This is a genomic window from Acerihabitans sp. (assembly GCF_036398755.1).
Taxonomy (GTDB): domain Bacteria; phylum Pseudomonadota; class Gammaproteobacteria; order Enterobacterales; family Enterobacteriaceae; genus Acerihabitans.
In genome coordinates, this window is record NZ_DASWOM010000018.1 from 51,719 (window position 1) to 66,955 (window position 15,237).

16 protein-coding genes and 1 riboswitch are annotated in these 15,237 nt (G+C 60.5%); of the genes, 11 read left to right on the plus strand and 5 right to left on the minus strand.

Translation table 11 applies throughout. The annotated features are described in order from the left end of the window. Positions 1 to 20 precede the first annotated feature (20 nt). From pduE to pduA, 5 genes are read right to left on the minus strand one after another with little or no spacing between them, the layout of a single operon-like run. The gene (pduE, locus tag VGC33_RS03745; protein ID WP_331119181.1) at positions 21 to 542 is read right to left on the minus strand and encodes a propanediol dehydratase small subunit PduE; all 522 of its coding nucleotides are present in this window, start codon (positions 540 to 542) and stop codon (positions 21 to 23) included. Between the two features lie 60 nt (positions 543 to 602). Further along, complete coding sequence (locus VGC33_RS03750) at positions 603 to 1,289, minus strand: propanediol/glycerol family dehydratase medium subunit (RefSeq protein ID WP_331119253.1); 687 nt, start codon at positions 1,287 to 1,289, stop codon at positions 603 to 605. Positions 1,290 to 1,303: 14 nt separating this feature from the next. Continuing rightward, positions 1,304 to 2,968, minus strand: a complete 1,665-nt coding sequence (gene pduC, locus VGC33_RS03755) for a propanediol dehydratase large subunit PduC (RefSeq protein ID WP_331119183.1) — start codon at positions 2,966 to 2,968, stop codon at positions 1,304 to 1,306. Positions 2,969 to 2,986: 18 nt separating this feature from the next. After that, on the minus strand, positions 2,987 to 3,799 hold the full coding sequence (gene pduB, locus VGC33_RS03760) for a propanediol utilization microcompartment protein PduB (RefSeq protein ID WP_331119185.1): 813 nt from the start codon (positions 3,797 to 3,799) through the stop codon (positions 2,987 to 2,989). Next, a complete protein-coding gene (pduA, locus tag VGC33_RS03765) occupies positions 3,796 to 4,080 on the minus strand; it encodes a propanediol utilization microcompartment protein PduA (protein ID WP_331119187.1) in 285 nt (94 codons plus the stop codon). The genes pduB and pduA overlap by 4 nt, the downstream gene beginning before the upstream one ends. Before the next feature lie 627 nt (positions 4,081 to 4,707). On the opposite strand from pduA, the gene VGC33_RS03770 reads away from it, so the two are divergent. The 11 genes from VGC33_RS03770 (at position 4,708) to VGC33_RS03820 (ending at position 15,223) form a co-directional block, all read left to right on the plus strand. Next, positions 4,708 to 5,532: an MIP/aquaporin family protein gene (locus VGC33_RS03770; RefSeq protein ID WP_331119189.1), complete on the plus strand. Its 825-nt coding sequence runs from the start codon at positions 4,708 to 4,710 to the stop codon at positions 5,530 to 5,532. Positions 5,533 to 5,756: 224 nt separating this feature from the next. Continuing rightward, on the plus strand, positions 5,757 to 6,692 hold the full coding sequence (pocR, locus tag VGC33_RS03775; RefSeq protein ID WP_331119191.1) for a transcriptional regulator PocR: 936 nt from the start codon (positions 5,757 to 5,759) through the stop codon (positions 6,690 to 6,692). Between the two features lie 318 nt (positions 6,693 to 7,010). Beyond that, positions 7,011 to 7,193, plus strand: a riboswitch (cobalamin riboswitch). A gap of 125 nt (positions 7,194 to 7,318) precedes the next feature. Then, entirely contained in the window at positions 7,319 to 8,683 is a 1,365-nt protein-coding gene (locus VGC33_RS03780) for a cobyrinic acid a,c-diamide synthase CobB (protein WP_414636883.1), read from the plus strand. Further along, positions 8,680 to 9,663 (plus strand): adenosylcobinamide-phosphate synthase CbiB, encoded by a 984-nt coding sequence (cbiB, locus tag VGC33_RS03785; RefSeq protein WP_331119196.1) that lies wholly within the window; start codon positions 8,680 to 8,682, stop codon positions 9,661 to 9,663. The genes VGC33_RS03780 and cbiB overlap by 4 nt, the downstream gene beginning before the upstream one ends. Positions 9,664 to 9,691: 28 nt before the next feature. Continuing rightward, positions 9,692 to 10,345, plus strand: coding sequence for a cobalt-precorrin-8 methylmutase (locus VGC33_RS03790; RefSeq protein WP_331119197.1), 654 nt, complete (start codon positions 9,692 to 9,694; stop codon positions 10,343 to 10,345). After that, complete coding sequence (cbiD, locus tag VGC33_RS03795) at positions 10,342 to 11,466, plus strand: cobalt-precorrin-5B (C(1))-methyltransferase CbiD (RefSeq protein ID WP_414636884.1); 1,125 nt, start codon at positions 10,342 to 10,344, stop codon at positions 11,464 to 11,466. The genes VGC33_RS03790 and cbiD overlap by 4 nt, the downstream gene beginning before the upstream one ends. Next, entirely contained in the window at positions 11,463 to 12,107 is a 645-nt protein-coding gene (locus tag VGC33_RS03800) for a cobalt-precorrin-7 (C(5))-methyltransferase (protein WP_331119201.1), read from the plus strand. Before cbiD ends, VGC33_RS03800 begins: the two co-directional genes overlap by 4 nt. Next, positions 12,097 to 12,672, plus strand: coding sequence for a decarboxylating cobalt-precorrin-6B (C(15))-methyltransferase (locus tag VGC33_RS03805; RefSeq protein WP_331119204.1), 576 nt, complete (start codon positions 12,097 to 12,099; stop codon positions 12,670 to 12,672). The genes VGC33_RS03800 and VGC33_RS03805 overlap by 11 nt, the downstream gene beginning before the upstream one ends. Next, positions 12,656 to 13,429: a cobalt-precorrin-4 methyltransferase gene (locus tag VGC33_RS03810; RefSeq protein WP_331119206.1), complete on the plus strand. Its 774-nt coding sequence runs from the start codon at positions 12,656 to 12,658 to the stop codon at positions 13,427 to 13,429. Before VGC33_RS03805 ends, VGC33_RS03810 begins: the two co-directional genes overlap by 17 nt. After that, on the plus strand, positions 13,410 to 14,483 hold the full coding sequence (gene cbiG, locus VGC33_RS03815) for a cobalt-precorrin 5A hydrolase (RefSeq protein ID WP_331119208.1): 1,074 nt from the start codon (positions 13,410 to 13,412) through the stop codon (positions 14,481 to 14,483). The genes VGC33_RS03810 and cbiG overlap by 20 nt, the downstream gene beginning before the upstream one ends. Then, positions 14,483 to 15,223 (plus strand): precorrin-3B C(17)-methyltransferase, encoded by a 741-nt coding sequence (locus VGC33_RS03820; RefSeq protein ID WP_331119210.1) that lies wholly within the window; start codon positions 14,483 to 14,485, stop codon positions 15,221 to 15,223. Before cbiG ends, VGC33_RS03820 begins: the two co-directional genes overlap by 1 nt. The last annotated feature ends 14 nt before the right edge of the window (positions 15,224 to 15,237 follow it).

Sequence of the window (15,237 nt, forward strand, 5' to 3'; positions counted from 1 at the left end):
CGCCCGCCGGTTCCCCGGTGTTAATCATCGCCCTTGAGCTTTTTACGCTGCAGGTAATAACCCGCGGCCTCGCGGACAAAGCCGGCGCAAATGGTCGCCTGATAGCGCGACTCAAGCTCCCCGGCGATGGCCAGCAGCTCCTCCTGGCTTGAACGGAACGGACGCAGGGCGTTGTAGATTTCCAATACCCGCTCATCCGGCACCGCCGTCAGCTCGGCGGCGCGCTCAAAGTTCATCGCCAGCAGGGAACGCCCGGCCGCGCGGGCGATATCCGCCTGAATACGCAGGATTTCCGGGGTGATGCGCACGTCCTGGGCGGTAACGCTGCCGTTCAGCACGTTGGCGAGCGTCAGGTCATCAAGGGTTTTGCCGGTGGCGGTTTTCACCCAGTCAGGGTGTTTATTGGTCAGCGGGTAATCCGCCACCCCGGCCTTGACGGCCTGGGGCGCGCTGGACGCCGGGCTTGCCGGGCGCAGCGCGTCCGGATTGTTCATGCGTTCCAGCACGTCACGCACCATGGTTTCAATTGCTTGAGCATTCATCGTCGTTACCTTAATTCGCGCGGCGCCGCGGCGCGCGCGTAGAGGTTAAAGTCCTGGCGTTCAGAAGGCGACGCTCAGTTCCTGCGGTTGCTTGCCGGTCACCACATATTTGGTTTCCTTGATATGCAGCACCGCGGATTTAGCCTGGTATTTCGGCCGGGCCATTTGATCGTTAAGCGTCGGCACCGGATCCGGCGATTCGCCCTTGGCGTAGCGCGCGGCGTTTTTACCGATGTGCCGGTAGGTTTCAAGCGTCAGCAGCGGCGCCTGGGGGAACAGCTCCAGGTTGGACAGCGGCGGCAGGCCGCGCTGGTGGATTACCGTTGTCCCCTTGGACTGGATGCCGATGGAGATGCCCGACCCGCTGAGCCGGTTGCCTTCCACCGCCACAAACGCCACGTCGGATGATTTAAAGCAGCGGATCACCCGGGCGCGCACGCCTTCTTCCTCGATACCGGCAATCAGCTCGCGCAGGATCTGCTTATGGGGCAGTCCGGTGATATTGGTGGTCTGCGACAGGCCGAACGCCGGGCCGACCGCGATAATCACCTCGTCTTTATGGGTGCCCGGCCGGGCCTCGCCCGTCGCCCTGAGAAAATCGCAGGCGGCGCCGTCGCCGGCGGGAAGCGCGTTCGCCGCGGGTTTGGCCGCGGGCTGGGGGGCAAACGAGACCTGATTATCCAGGGGCTGCATCTGGCTAAGCACGTCGCCGATGATTTGCCGTAATAGTGTTTCGTTAATTTCCATCATGGCCGCCTTGGTTAACCCAGCTCACTGGGATCAAGCGCGTTGGGGATGTTTTTGATCTCTTCCCAGCGTGCGCCCTGCAAACGGTATCCGGTGGCCGGACCCGCGTAATCATTGATGTCGTTCACCGCCGACAGTACCTGGCCGTTGCCGACGATAATGGCCGAGGTATGCAGATAATCGCCGGCTATCTTGGCTTTCTGGATATCCAGCACATTTTGCGCCACGTCCGCGAAACCGCCTTCGGCCAGCGCCTTGACCACTTCCAGTCCGGTACGGTTCTTCTCGATAATCTCCTGGGCGAACTTCATGTCCTCCACCTTGTTGCGCGCCGGCATGTCCTTTGAGCCGTGGGCATAGGTGGCGGCGGTCACTTCCTCGTCGGTAATGGGCGGCAGGCCCATGCCGGCGAACGTGGCCTGCAGCGCGCGCGCCGCTTTGTTGCGAATGGCCACCACGTCTTGTTCGCGCACCGGCCGCAGGCCGCCGTCGACTTTCAGATCGCGCTGCAGGACGTTGTAGTCGTCAAAGTCTTCGGCGTCTTCATTGGAGCCGGCGAACATATTGTCGTAGTTGGGCACCGCCGAATAACCGGAGGAAATAAAGTCGGTGCCGGGCAGGAACTGCATCAGCAAACGCGCGGTACGGCGCATATCGGAATGGGTAAAGGTCTGGTCGTTGCTGGAGGCGCATTCCAGATCCAGCGATGAACAGATCAGGTTTTCCGCCAGCACCGCGCGAATGCCCGACGGCACCGCCGACGGGATGCCGATACAGCTGACCGACCCGTTTTGCAGTCCCTGCACGCCGGCGGCGCGGGTGATGAAAATACAGCGCGCTTCCAGGTACAGCATGGATTTGCCTTCGGCGTAGCCCATCTGCACTTCCGACCCGGAGCCGGAGGTAAAGCGCATCTTCAGGCCGCGCGAGGCGTAGGAGGAGGCGAGAAATCCCTTTGACCAGGGCGTGTCGTCGCCGTCGGTAAATACCGGTTCGGTGCCGTACACCGAGATGGTTTCCGCATAACAGGTATGACCCAGCATGCCGAGCTTCAGCTCGGTGGCTTCCTCCAGCGAGCATTGCGTCAGCACGCCCGGACGGCCAACCTGCGAGCCGATAAGCAGCGCGATGGCGTTAAACGGCGCATAGCGCGCCACGGCCACCGTGGTTTCCTGTTCGTCGAAGCCGCGGAAGGCGCCTTCGGCGGCGTCGGCGGCAATCTGCACCGGGTTGTCCTGAATATTGGTGACGTGCGCCTGCTGCGAAGGCGTGCGCCGGGCGCGCATCTTCTGCATCGACATCATCATTTCCACCACGTTCATCTGCGACATCACTTCGACGATTTTCGCCGGCGTCATGGCGGTGGTCAGCGGGATGATATCGGCGCGCGACACGTTGGGGTCGCACAGCATTTTCGCCAGCAGCACCGAGTCCATCGCCATCACTTCCTGCGAGCGCGGCAGGTTGATGCCGTAATTGGCGATAAAGTGGTCGATCAGATCGAAATCGGCGCGGGCCTTGCCGTCGAGTTCGGTAACCTTGCCGTCGACGATCTTTATCGACGGTTTGGGGTCGTTGGGACTTTCCATGGCTATAAAGCCTTCCTCGACCCACTCTTTGACGAAACCGTCCTGGTTAACCGGCCGTTTCGCCAGCGCTTCAAATCGCTTGGATTTCATGCCATCCCCCATAAGGAGTTAAATATAAGACGGACGATCGTTATGCGGCACCGCGCCCAGCGTACCGAGCAGGATTTTGCCGATGTCGCGGGCGGAGGTCACCGCCTGGCGCACCGCGCCGGAATCGCCCGAGACCACCAGGATCACTTCATTGCTGAAGCTGGTGCCGTTGGACGGGGAACTGTAGGAGACCACATCGACATTGGCGGATTTCACCGCCGTATCGGCCATCACCACGCCGATGGCGGCGGGGGCGCCGACAATCACGCCGCAGGCCTTGCCGATGGGGGCGCCGAACGCTTTTTCCAGCGCGTAGCTGGCGCGGGCGCTGTATTGCAGTTCAATATGGCCGGCCTCGTTGCTGTAGACATCGCCGAACGTCCGGTCCAGCTCCTTGAGCGCCACTTCCACCGCGCGTTTCACATCGGACACGTCCTCGCCGCCGAAAATGATAAGCGAGCCGTGTCCCGCGCCGCCTTTGGTGTCGCGCGGTAGTTCGATGCTGACCACTTCGGTATTGGTCGCCTTGACCGCCTCGTCCGCCGCCATGATGTGCGGGCCGGCGCCGATGCGCGTGCCGAGAATACCGATGGAGCGGTAGCGTTTTTCCAGCTTCATCGCCGTCAATACTGCGCTGTCGACGTTGGCGATCACCAAACCGATGGTGTCGCCCATGGCTGTGCCGACGAATTCCGTCAGGTTACAGGTGTTTTCCGACATATCCGGACCTCGTTCCAATGGGGTGAGAGAAGGGGGCGCCGCGGGGACGCCGTCACCGATTTTCGCCATCACCTGGGCCAGGATCGCCTCGATGACCTTATCGGTGTTCATTCGCGGGTTCCTTTAGGCAAAAATTTCTCCACATCCGCGTGGGGACGCGGGATGACGTGGGTGGCTATCACTTCACCGACGTTGGCCGCCGCCATGGCGCCGGCGTCGGTGGCGGCTTTAACCGCGCCGACGTCGCCGCGCACTATCACCGTCACCAGACCGGAACCGATTTTTTCATAACCGACCAACAACACATTGGCCGATTTCACCATGGTATCGGCCGCTTCAATCGCGGCGGTCAGACCTTTGGTTTCCACCATGCCCAGGGCTTCTTGTTGCATTTTTATTACCTCGACCAATCATTAAAATTCTGAGAATGTCCCAGATGAAATATACGCAGATGCGATAAAAAATAATGGCTTGTTTAGTATTAAAATATAAGAAATGATTGGCGACGGCATAACAAAATATTGTCATTTTGATTTGACGGCACAGCGTCCCGTCTGGCCTCGGGGTTATTTTTCAATAACACTGATTAATTTTATGGACTCCACAATAAAAAAATTACCCTTGAATTTGACGAAAAATTATGATTTTAACCACCGCGCATCTGACCGGGAAAAAATCATCGTTTTGCTAAAATGTATTATTGCAATAAATAAATAAAGCCATATAAAACAGCGAGTAATAAGATGTTGTACGGAAAAAATATCAGCCGGGGCGATTATTTATTACTAAATAAAACGAAATTTTATCTTTAAACTCTTTTGCATAAAAAGATAATTGCAGGTGAGATCTCATTTGGTTGATAAAGTGCTTTGCTAAATAATAGCCATGCATATAGCGTATAGCCATACACGTGTTCCGCTCATTAATAATTTCGTTAAAAATAGACCAAAAGCCAGTCGGCAGCCATGCGGATTCACGTTGATAAATATTTCATATCGACGACATACAGGAAAATTACGATGAGCGACACTCTACGATCGGTGAAAGGGCAATGTGTTGCCGAGTTGCTGGGTACCGGGCTGTTTATGTTCTTCGGCACCAGCGTGCTGTGCGCCGCCAAGCTCGCCGGCGCCAGCTTCGGCCTGTGGGAAATTTGCGTGGTATGGGGGTTGGGCATTGCGCTGGCGGTATATCTTACCGCGGGCATTTCCGGCGCCCATCTTAATCCGGCGGTGACGATCGCCCTGTGGCTGCTGGCCAATTTCGAGGGCAGGAAAGTGCTGCCCTACATTCTGGCCCAACTGGCGGGGGCCTTTTGCGGCGCGGCGCTGACCTACCTGCTGTACCACAATATGTTCGACATCTACGAGCAGGCCCATCAGATGGTGCGCGGCAGCCAGGACAGCCTGTTTTTGGCCAGCATCTTCTCCACCTATCCGGCAAGCGCCATCAGCGTCGGCCTGGCCGCGCTGGTGGAGCTCGTCATTACCTCCATACTGATGGGGCTTATCATGGCGCTGACCGACGACGGCAACGGCGTGCCAAAAGGCCCGCTGGCGCCTTTGCTGATCGGGGTTCTGGTGGCGGTGATCGGCGCTTCCACCGCGCCGCTGACCGGGTTCGCCATGAATCCGGCGCGTGATTTCGGTCCCAAGCTGTTCACCTTTTTCGCCGGCTGGGGTAACGTGGCGATGACCGGGGGCAGGGATATCCCTTATTTTATCGTGCCGATCCTGGCGCCCATCGCCGGAGCCATCATGGGCGCGGCGGTGTACCGCTTCCTGATTGCGCGTCATTTGCCCGGCAATATCAAACAGGATGCCGCGGCACAACCGCCGCAATAATCCTGTACGGCCGGGATCCGCGTCTGCGGGCCGGGTTCCGGTACAATCCTATATTTGTGTCATAGAGCACGGTTTTGAATAAGCGATAAATGATTTAATCCCAAACAGCTTTAAAATATAGCGTTGTAATCGCGGCATCTCCCATTCCGACGTCACGGCCAGTCGAAATATCTCTTTTTTGTTACTGGTTTATTAAAAATAAGTAAAGCGCGAGAGGGGAAATTATGAATTCCGGTAGTTTCATGGATTCAGAACTGATAAATAAAATCGCGCATGATTTCGCTAATGCCACCAACCTGGCGGTTGTGGTGGTGAATATACACGGTGAGGAAGTCTCGGATTTATATCACTTCACCCCGTTTTGCCAATCATTGCGCCAGGATCCGGAAATGGGCCGGCGTTGCCGCATGAGCGATCGCTGCGGCGGACTGGAAGCCTCCAAATCCAACCAGCCCTGTATCTACCGGTGCCACGCCGGATTGACCGATTTTTCCATTCCCCTGGTGATAGGCGGTCATTTAGTCGGTTTTGTGCTGTGCGGCCAGGTGCGGATCAAAGACACCGTCAAGCTTCCCGAAATGCAGGAAAGCAGCTCTTTCACCTGGCGACAAAATGGCCAGCTGGCCGAGCATTTCGAGAATATCCCGATTATCGATTATGACCGGCTGCTGTCTTCCGCCGACCTGCTGAAAATCATCGTCGATAACTACCTCAAACAACAGCTTGATTTTGTTGTGATTAAGGAGCACCAGCCGGCCAGCGCCGAGCGCCGCGCGGCGATCCCAAGCCAGCACGACAGTAAAATGAAAAAAGTGCTGCGTTACATCGACAGCCACTATTCCGAGGATTTGCGCCTGGAGGACGTGGCGGCCATGGTTTATCTCAGCCCCTATTATTTCAGCAAATTATTCAAGAAATACCAGGGCATCGGCTTTAATGCCTATGTTAACCAACAGCGTATGGACAGCGCGCGCCAGATGCTGGAGCAAAGCGACTGGTCCATCGCCGTCATCGCGCGCAATCTCGGCTTTTCCCAGACCAGTTATTTTTGCAAGGTATTTCGCCAGGCCTATCGCATTACCCCCCAGGCCTATCGTGAGCAGCGCCTGATGTCGCAAAATAACCCGCCGGCGGGAAATATCGCCTTGCCGCGTAATTAATCACTTTCCCCGCCGCTGGTTTAATTCTCCTGACGTTATTGTTTTGTTTTCCGGCGATCCGGATCTCATTTTCAAAATTTACTCAACGCTATTTAATGCTATTGTCACCTGCCGCCAAAAATGGCTTTCAATCGAGACGCGCCACGGCATGGCTAATTTTCGATAACTAAAAAGTGTTATCCCCAGACAATAAATTTTAATTAAATAACCCCCGGTGAACATTTTTTTTGATCCAATCCGGGGTATATTTTCCCCAGATACTTTAGATTAACGATAACAGGGTCGCCGCCGGTAAATGTTTTTACTTGCCGCGCGGCGCACATGCCAATGTTACCAGGTTAAACGCGCCGCAAGGCCGTCAGGGAAGGAGGTGCGAATCCTCCGCAGCCCCCGCTGCTGTAATGCCGACAAATCCGGCGTCACCACTGATCGCACGCGATTGGGAAGGGCCGGAGGAGAATGACGCAAAGCCAGAAGACCTGCCTGATAACAAGAGCCTGACCGGCTCGGTAACAACTCCTTCGGTGGGAAGCGGGTTGTCCTAACGACTGCGTCGGGATAGCGCCATTCCGCCGCCGTTGCTTATGACAATCCCGCTCGGCCCGCCCAGGCATAACGGGATGCGGATGAAAGCGATTCTGATAGGCGGCGCGCAAAGCGGGACCGGGAAAACATTGCTGACGCTCGGCCTGCTGCGGGCGCTGGCCAGGCGCGGCCACAGGGTCCAGCCGTTCAAATGCGGGCCGGATTATATCGATACCGGTTGGCATCAGGCGGTCAGCGGCGTGGCGTCGCCCAACCTGGATGCCTATATGCTGGCGCCGGATACCCTGAGCGGATTGTTTACCCGCCATATGCAGGGCAGCGATGTGGGCATCATCGAAGGCGTCATGGGGCTATATGACGGCCTGGGCAGCGACGGCGGCGAATGCAGCAGCGCCGCGCTCGCCAAACAGCTGGGCGTGCCGGTGGTGCTTATCATCGACGGCAAGGCGGTGTCCACCTCGGCCGCGGCCACCGTGCTGGGTTTTCAACTGTTTGATCCCGCCGTCAATATCGCCGGCATTATCGTTAACCGCGTGTCCACCCCCAATCATTTCAACCTGATTAAAACCGCCATTACCCGTTACTGCGACCTGCCGGTGCTGGGGTATCTTCCGCCGTTGCCGGACTGGGAGCTGCCGTCCCGACATCTGGGCCTGGTACCGGCGCAGGAAAGCCGCCGCCTGGACGCGCAGTGGGATCAGCTGGCGCACTGCGTGGAACAGCATATCGATATCGACCTACTGCTCCGGCTCGCCGACTGCCAGCCCGCGCCCGGCCGTTTGCCCGCGCCGCCCGCCGCCGCGCGCTATCAGCAGCTGACCCTGGCGCTGGCCGAGGACGAGGCGTTCCATTTTTACTACCCGGATAATCTACAGCTGCTGCGCGATATCGGCGTGCGCATTGTGCCGTTCAGCCCGCTGCGCGACCGGGAATTGCCGGACTGCCAGATGATCTATCTCGGCGGTGGTTTTCCGGAGGTCTTCGCCGACCGGCTGGCGGCCAACGGGATGATGCGAGCGGCGCTGCGGCGCGCCGGTTTGCGCGGGGTGGCCATTTACGCCGAATGCGGCGGCCTGATGTACCTGGGCGCCTCCCTGGAGGACCAGAACGGCCAAGCCTTCCCGATGGTCGGCCTGCTGCGCGGCGTCAGCCGCATGAGCGAGGGGCTTAAACGGTTCGGTTACTGCGAGGGCCGGGCGCTTGGCGATAATCTGCTGACGGTAAAAGGAGAAACGTTACGTGGTCACGAATTTCACCATTCCGAATTCTTTACCGATGAACCGCCGCTGTTCACCCTCAGCAAACGCGGCGCAGACGGCGAAGTAAAACGATGGCCGGGCGGTTATGGCGGCGAGACGCTGCTCGCCAGCTATCTGCATGTGCATTTTTACCAGCGCCCGGCCTTGCTGCGGCGCTGGCTGGACAAAGGGTGCGCGCTGCTATGACCGCCCTGACCGCGTTTATCGCCGGATATCTGCTGGATCTCTGGCTTGGCGATCCGCCGAACTGGCCGCACCCGGTGCGCTGGATAGGCCATGCCATCGCCGGCTTGCAGCGGGTCATCCGCCGTTTTTGCCGTAGCCGCCGGTCGCTGTATATCGGCGGCGGCGTGCTGTGGCTGCTGGTGGTGGGCGGCAGCGGCGGGCTGACCTGGGCTTTGCTGCGCCTGCTGTCCGGTTATCCCGTCCTGGCGTGGCTGGCCACCGCCTGGCTGACCTACACCCTGCTGGCGACCCGTGGTCTGCGCGATGCCGCCATGGCGGTCTATCACGCGCTGTTCACCGACGATCTGGCGGAGTCCCGCCGGCAGCTGTCCTATATCGTCGGACGCGATACCCGCAACCTGACGCGGCCGCAAATCATGCGCGCGGTGGTGGAAACCGTGGCGGAGAACAGCGTCGACGGCGTCATCGCGCCGCTGTTCTGGCTGTCGATCGGCGGCGTGCCGCTGGCCATGGCGTATAAAGCGGTCAATACCCTCGATTCCATGGTGGGCTACCGGACGCCGCAATATGAGGCCATCGGCTGCGTGTCGGCGCGCATGGACGACGCGGCCAACTGGCTGCCGGCGCGCTTGGGCTTTGTGCTGCTGGCGCTGGCGGCGGGTTTGCTGCGCCTGGACGGACGCGGCGCCTGGCGCATAGGCTGGCGCGATCGTTACCAGCATAAAAGCCCGAACTGCGCCTGGTCTGAGGCGACGGTGGCCGGCGCGCTTGGGGTGCGGCTGGGCGGACCCAATGATTATTTTAACGTCCGGGTGGAAAAACCCTGGATCGGCGAGGCGAGGCGCGAGATTTCCCTGGACGATATCAGCCGGAGCATCCGGATGCTGTATGTCGCCTCCGCGCTGATGCTGGCGACGATATGCCTGCTCTATGCCGCCAGCGCGGGATTAGGGATCGTAATGCCTGACTGGGCTTTATAACGGGGCGAATGCCCGGAGCTGTAAGCGAATGAGTTATATCAAACAACCGCAACACATCGAGCGCGCCAGTTTTGCCATTATCCGCGAAATCATTGCCCGCGAGCGTCCCGATTTCCAGTTCCAGGATATCTGGCAGGAAAAAATTATCCTGCGCGCCATCCATACCAGCGCGGATTTCGACTGGCTGGATATCCTGCATTTCTCGGCCGGCGCGGCGGAACACATCGCCGGCGCCCTGAGCCGGGGCTGCACCCTGTATACCGACACCACCATGGCGCTGTCCGGCATCAACAAAACCGCGCTGGCGCGGCTGGGCGGCAATATCGCCTGCTATATCGGCGATGCCGGCATAGCCGAACAGGCGAGCGCCCAGGGCATTACCCGCTCGATGGCGGCGGTGGACTTTGTGGTGGAACGGGCGGGACGGCAGCCGGACGACAGCCTGTTTGTCTTCGGCAACGCGCCCACCGCGTTGTTTCGCCTGCTGGAGCATGTCGAACGGTCGGGCTACCGGCCGGCGGGAGCCATCGGCGTGCCGGTGGGATTTGTCGGCGCCAGCGAGTCCAAACAGGCGCTGGCCGAAAGCGCGGTGCCCTGCATCGCGGCGCTGGGCCGCAAAGGGGGCAGCAATATCGCCGCGGCGATTGTTAACGCCATCCTGTATCAACTGCGGGAGGCATGATGGACGACGTGGTCTGGCATAACGGCCGGGCGTTGCGCAAAGGGTATACCACCGGGTCGTGCGCCACCGCCGCGGCCAAAGTCGCCGCGCTGATGCTGCTGCGCCAGCAGGTGATCGACACGGTGTCCATCGTCACGCCGTCCGGCGTGGCGTTGAAACTGAACGTCGAAATGCCGCTGATTAGCCCCGGCGCGGCCACCGCCGCCATCCGCAAGGACGGCGGCGACGATGTGGACGCTACCGACGGCATGCTGATTTTTGCCCGGGTGCGGCTGCGCGCCGATGCCGCCATCCATATTGACGGCGGCATCGGCGTGGGCCGCGTGACCCGCAACGGCATCGGCCTGGCGATCGGCCAGGCGGCTATTAACAAAACACCGCGCCATACCATCGAGGCGGCGGTGCGCGAGGCCATCGGGCCGGAACGCGGCGCCGATGTGGACATTTTCGCCCCCGAAGGGGAAGCGCGGGCGCGTAAAACCTATAACGCGCGCCTCGGCATCCTGGGCGGTATTTCCATTATCGGCACCAGCGGCATCGTCACGCCGATGTCGGAGGAAAGCTGGAAAAAATCCCTGTCCCTTGAGCTGGGCATGAAACGCGCCGAGGGCATGGATCGGGTCATTTTGGTGCCGGGCAACCACGGCGAACGCTTCGTCGCCGAGCAGCTGGATATCGATTCTCGTTACGTTGTCACAATGAGCAATTTTGTCGGCTATATGCTTAAGGAAGCGGAACGCCTCGGGTTTCACCAGATCATGCTGGTCGGCCATTTCGGCAAGCTGGTAAAGGTGGCGGCGGGGATTTTCCACACCCACAGCCATATCGCCGATGGGCGTATGGAGACCTTGATTGCCTGGCTGGCGTTATGCGACGCCCCCCACGCGCTGATGCATCAGGTGGCGGCATGCGTGACCACCGAGGAGGCGATGACGCTTATCGACGCCGCGGGCTGGCAGCGGGTCTATCCGGCCGTTGCCGCGCGCGTGGCCGAACGCATGGCGGAACTGCTGCGCTTTTCGCCAACGCCGCCCCGCTGCGATGCGCTGCTGTTCTCTTTTGACCAGCAGGTATTGGGCAGCAGCCGCCCGGTGGCGGAACTGACGGAGGCGTTTCGATGAGCCGGACGACGGAGGATGGCTTCGGTAGGGATGCGCCCCGGTTAAGCGTGGTCGGGCTGGGGCCGGGGGATGGCCGCTACCTTACACCGGGCGCCCGGCGCCTGATCGACCGGTGTTCGTTGCTTATCGGCAGCGCGCGCCAGTTGGCCTGTTTTCCCGATTTCCCAGGCGAAAAACGCACGTTCGGCCCGTCGCTGGCGGCCCTTGCCGACTGGCTGGACGCCCACGCCGAGCTGACGACGGTGGTGCTGGCCTCCGGCGACCCGATGTTATACGGCATCGGCGACTACCTGGCCCGGCGGATGGGAGCGGAAAATCTGCATATCGAGCCGGGCATCAGCGCGGTGCAATATCTGTTTTCCCGCCTGCGGCTGCCGATGAACGAGGTCTACCTCGCCAGCAGCCATGGCCGCGCGCCCGATTTTGATTTCCTGCTGTCGCATCCCAAGGTGGCGATGGTCACCGACCAGCACATCGGCCCCCATGAGATCGCCCGCGAAATCCTGGCGCGCGCGCGGCCGCGGGTGATGATTATCGGCGAAAACCTGTCCTACCCCGACGAACGTATCCATCGGCTGCCGCCCGAGCGGGTGGCGCGGCATTATGCAATGAACGTGGTGGTGATCCTCGATGCGAGATGATGAATTTATCCGCGGCCCGGTGCCGATGACCAAACGCGAAATCCGGCTGGTGTCGGTGGATCGGCTGGAACTGGCGCGGGCGCGACTGCTGATCGACGTGGGCGCCGGCACCGGCAGCGTGGGCATCGAAGCCGCCTGCCGCTACCCCCGGCTGCGGGTGATGGCGCTGGAGCGCAACCCCGACGCGCTGGCGTTGATTCGCGATAACTGCGCCCGATTTTCCCTGGACCGGGTGGAGATCGTGGCGGGCGAAGCGCCGCTGCCGCTGGCGGTAAACGCCGACGCGGTGTTTATCGGCGGCAGCGGCGGCAACCTGTCGGCCATCATCCGCTGGGCCGGCGAACTGCTGCTTCCCGGCGGACGCCTGGTGATTAACCTGATTTTACAAGAGAACCTCAGCGAGGCGCTGGGCGCGCTGCGCCAGGCGCCCTTCGTGCGCGCGGACTGCATCCAGATGCAGGTCGCCGGCCTGACCGGCCTTGGCAGCGGACACTTTTTCAAACCGAACAATCCCGCTTTTATTATTTCCTGTCTCAAGGAGAATACCCATGACAGAGCTCTTTGACCGCCGGCTGATCTGGTTTGTCGGCGCAGGACCGGGCGACCGGGAACTGATTACACTGAAAGGCTACCGGCTGTTATGCGCGGCCGACGTGGTGATTTACGCCGGTTCGCTGATCAATCCCTCCCTGCTGGATTACTGCAAACCGGGCGCGGTCTGCCATGACAGCGCCGGCCTTAACCTGCAGCAGATTATCGGTCATATGGCCGAAGGCATTGCGCAGGGCAAACTGGTGGTGCGCCTGCAAACCGGGGATCTTTCCCTTTACGGCTCCATCCGCGAGCAGTCTGAGGAACTGGCGCTGCTTAATATCGGCTTTGGCACCGTGCCGGGGGTCAGCGCGTTCCTCGGCGCCGCCGCGCAGTTGGGCGTGGAGTACACCGTGCCGGAGGTGGCGCAAAGCCTGATTATCACCCGCATGGAGGGACGCACGCCGACGCCGGCGCTGGAATCGCTGGAGGCGTTTGCCGCGCACCGGACCTCCATGGCGATTTTCCTGTCGGTGCAGGCTATTGAACGCGTGGCGCAGCGGCTGATGGACGGCGGCTATCCCGCCGATACGCCGGCGGCGGTGATTTACAAAGCCACCTGGCCGGAGGAAAAAACCGTGCGCGGCACATTGGCGGATATCGCCGGCAAGGCGCGCGCGGCGGGCATCGGCAAAACGGCGCTTATCCTGGTGGGCGCCTTCCTGGGCGATGAATACCACTACTCAAAACTGTATCACGCGGAATTTACCCATGAATATCGTCAAGCCTGAGTCGGTCGCCCTGTTTTGCCTGACCCCTGGCGGCGTCCAGTTGGCCAAGCGGCTATCGGGACTTATCCCGATGACCTGTTTCACCAGTCAGAGTTTGCTGGAGCCGGGTTTTACCGCGTTTCACGGCACGCTGTCCCATACGGTGGCGGAGGTGTTCAACGACTATTCGGCGCTGATATTCGTCTGCGCCACCGGCCTGACGGTGCGGGTGATTGCGCCGCTGATAAAAGATAAATTCAGCGATCCGGCGGTGGTGGTAATCGACGATTGCGGCCACCATGCCATCAGCCTGCTGTCCGGCCATATGGGGGGCGCCAATGCGCTGACCGGCTATATCGCCGGGCTTATCGGCGCCACGCCCGTGGTCACCACCGCAACCGATGTCAACCAACTGGCGGCGGTGGATATCCTGGCGCAGCAGCTCAACGCCACCATGACGGATTTTCGCCAGACGGTGAAAAAGCTTAACCAGTTGCTGGTGTGCGGCGGACGCGTCGGCCTGTACTGGGACCAAACGTCGCTGGCGTCGATAAAAATGCGCTGGCCGGAAGAGTATTGCGATACCCGCGGCCTGGTGCTGGTAGCCGATCTGGACGATTTGCCCGAGCTGGACGCGCTGCTGTACGTCAGTTTGCGCGACAGCGTGCCGGAAGTGCCGGTGCCGGTATACAAACTGGTGCCGCGCTGCGTGGTGGCCGGTATCGGCTGTAAGCGCGACACGCCGCCTTCCACCGTGGCGAACCTGCTGTCGCGGCAACTGGCGGGCCTGCATATCGACCCGTTGGCGCTGCGCGCCATCGGCAGCGTAGCGATTAAACGCGACGAACCGGCGCTGCGCCACCTGGCCAATCAGTGCTGCGTACCGTTCGAGATCTTTTCCGTCGCCGCCCTGGCGCCGGCGGCGGCCCGTTTTCCCGTATCGGAATTCGTTAAACGCATCGTGGGCATCGGCAGCGTATCCCAACCCGTCGCCTGGCTGATGAGCAACGGTCGCCTGGTGGGCGATACGCTGCGGACCCAGGGCGTGACCATTACCTTAGGAGTTTCCTGCTGATGCTGTATGTAATCGGTATCGGCCCGGGCAGCCAGGCCGCCATGACGATCGAGGCGCTTGACGCCATCCGCGACGCCGACATTATCGTCGGCTACAAAACCTATACCCATCTGGTCAAGCACCTGACCGGCGATAAAGAGGTGATCAAAACCGGCATGTGCAAGGAAATCGAGCGCTGCCAGGCCGCGCTCGATCTGGCGGTCACCGGCCGGAAAGTGGCGCTTATCAGCAGCGGCGACGCCGGCATCTACGGCATGGCCGGCCTGATCCTGGAACTGGTCACCCAACAGGGACTGGATGTGCAGCTGAAGCTTATTCCCGGCGTCACCTCCAGCACCGCCGCCGCCTCGCTGCTGGGCGCGCCGCTGATGCATGATTTTTGCCACATCAGCCTAAGCGATCTGATGACGCCCTGGCCGGTGATTGAAAAGCGCATTCTGTGCGCGGCGCAGGCGGATTTCGTCATCTGCTTTTATAACCCGCGCAGCCACGGCCGGCCCGATCACCTGGCCAACGCGTTTGCCCTGATGAGCCGCTATAAATCGGCGCACACGCCGGTGGGCGTGGTGCGCGCCGCCGGGCGTAAAAAACAGGAAAAATGGCTGACCACGCTGGGTGAGATGGACTTCGCGCCGGTGGATATGACCTGCCTGGTGATCGTCGGCAACCAGGCGACCTACTGCCGCGACGGCCTGATGATTACGCCGCGCGGCTATCAAATCCAGGCGGACGCGCAGTGACGGCGGGCCGGATA

Excerpts from the sequence above, each read along its gene's own strand:
- pduC (WP_331119183.1), bottom strand. The coding sequence starts at position 2,968 with ATGAAATCCAAGCGATTTGAAGCGCTGGCGAAACGGCCGGTTAACCAG.
- pduA (WP_331119187.1), bottom strand. The coding sequence starts at position 4,080 with ATGCAACAAGAAGCCCTGGGCATGGTGGAAACCAAAGGTCTGACCGCC.
- pduE (WP_331119181.1), bottom strand. The coding sequence starts at position 542 with ATGAATGCTCAAGCAATTGAAACCATGGTGCGTGACGTGCTGGAACGC.
- VGC33_RS03810 (WP_331119206.1), top strand. The coding sequence starts at position 12,656 with ATGACAGAGCTCTTTGACCGCCGGCTGATCTGGTTTGTCGGCGCAGGA.
- VGC33_RS03800 (WP_331119201.1), top strand. The coding sequence starts at position 11,463 with ATGAGCCGGACGACGGAGGATGGCTTCGGTAGGGATGCGCCCCGGTTA.
- VGC33_RS03780 (WP_414636883.1), top strand. The coding sequence starts at position 7,319 with ATGAAAGCGATTCTGATAGGCGGCGCGCAAAGCGGGACCGGGAAAACA.
- pduB (WP_331119185.1), bottom strand. The coding sequence starts at position 3,799 with ATGAACACCGATAAGGTCATCGAGGCGATCCTGGCCCAGGTGATGGCG.
- cbiB (WP_331119196.1), top strand. The coding sequence starts at position 8,680 with ATGACCGCCCTGACCGCGTTTATCGCCGGATATCTGCTGGATCTCTGG.
- VGC33_RS03750 (WP_331119253.1), bottom strand. The coding sequence starts at position 1,289 with ATGGAAATTAACGAAACACTATTACGGCAAATCATCGGCGACGTGCTT.
- pocR (WP_331119191.1), top strand. The coding sequence starts at position 5,757 with ATGAATTCCGGTAGTTTCATGGATTCAGAACTGATAAATAAAATCGCG.
- cbiD (WP_414636884.1), top strand. The coding sequence starts at position 10,342 with ATGATGGACGACGTGGTCTGGCATAACGGCCGGGCGTTGCGCAAAGGG.
- cbiG (WP_331119208.1), top strand. The coding sequence starts at position 13,410 with ATGAATATCGTCAAGCCTGAGTCGGTCGCCCTGTTTTGCCTGACCCCT.
- VGC33_RS03805 (WP_331119204.1), top strand. The coding sequence starts at position 12,097 with ATGCGAGATGATGAATTTATCCGCGGCCCGGTGCCGATGACCAAACGC.
- VGC33_RS03770 (WP_331119189.1), top strand. The coding sequence starts at position 4,708 with ATGAGCGACACTCTACGATCGGTGAAAGGGCAATGTGTTGCCGAGTTG.
- VGC33_RS03790 (WP_331119197.1), top strand. The coding sequence starts at position 9,692 with ATGAGTTATATCAAACAACCGCAACACATCGAGCGCGCCAGTTTTGCC.
- VGC33_RS03820 (WP_331119210.1), top strand. The coding sequence starts at position 14,483 with ATGCTGTATGTAATCGGTATCGGCCCGGGCAGCCAGGCCGCCATGACG.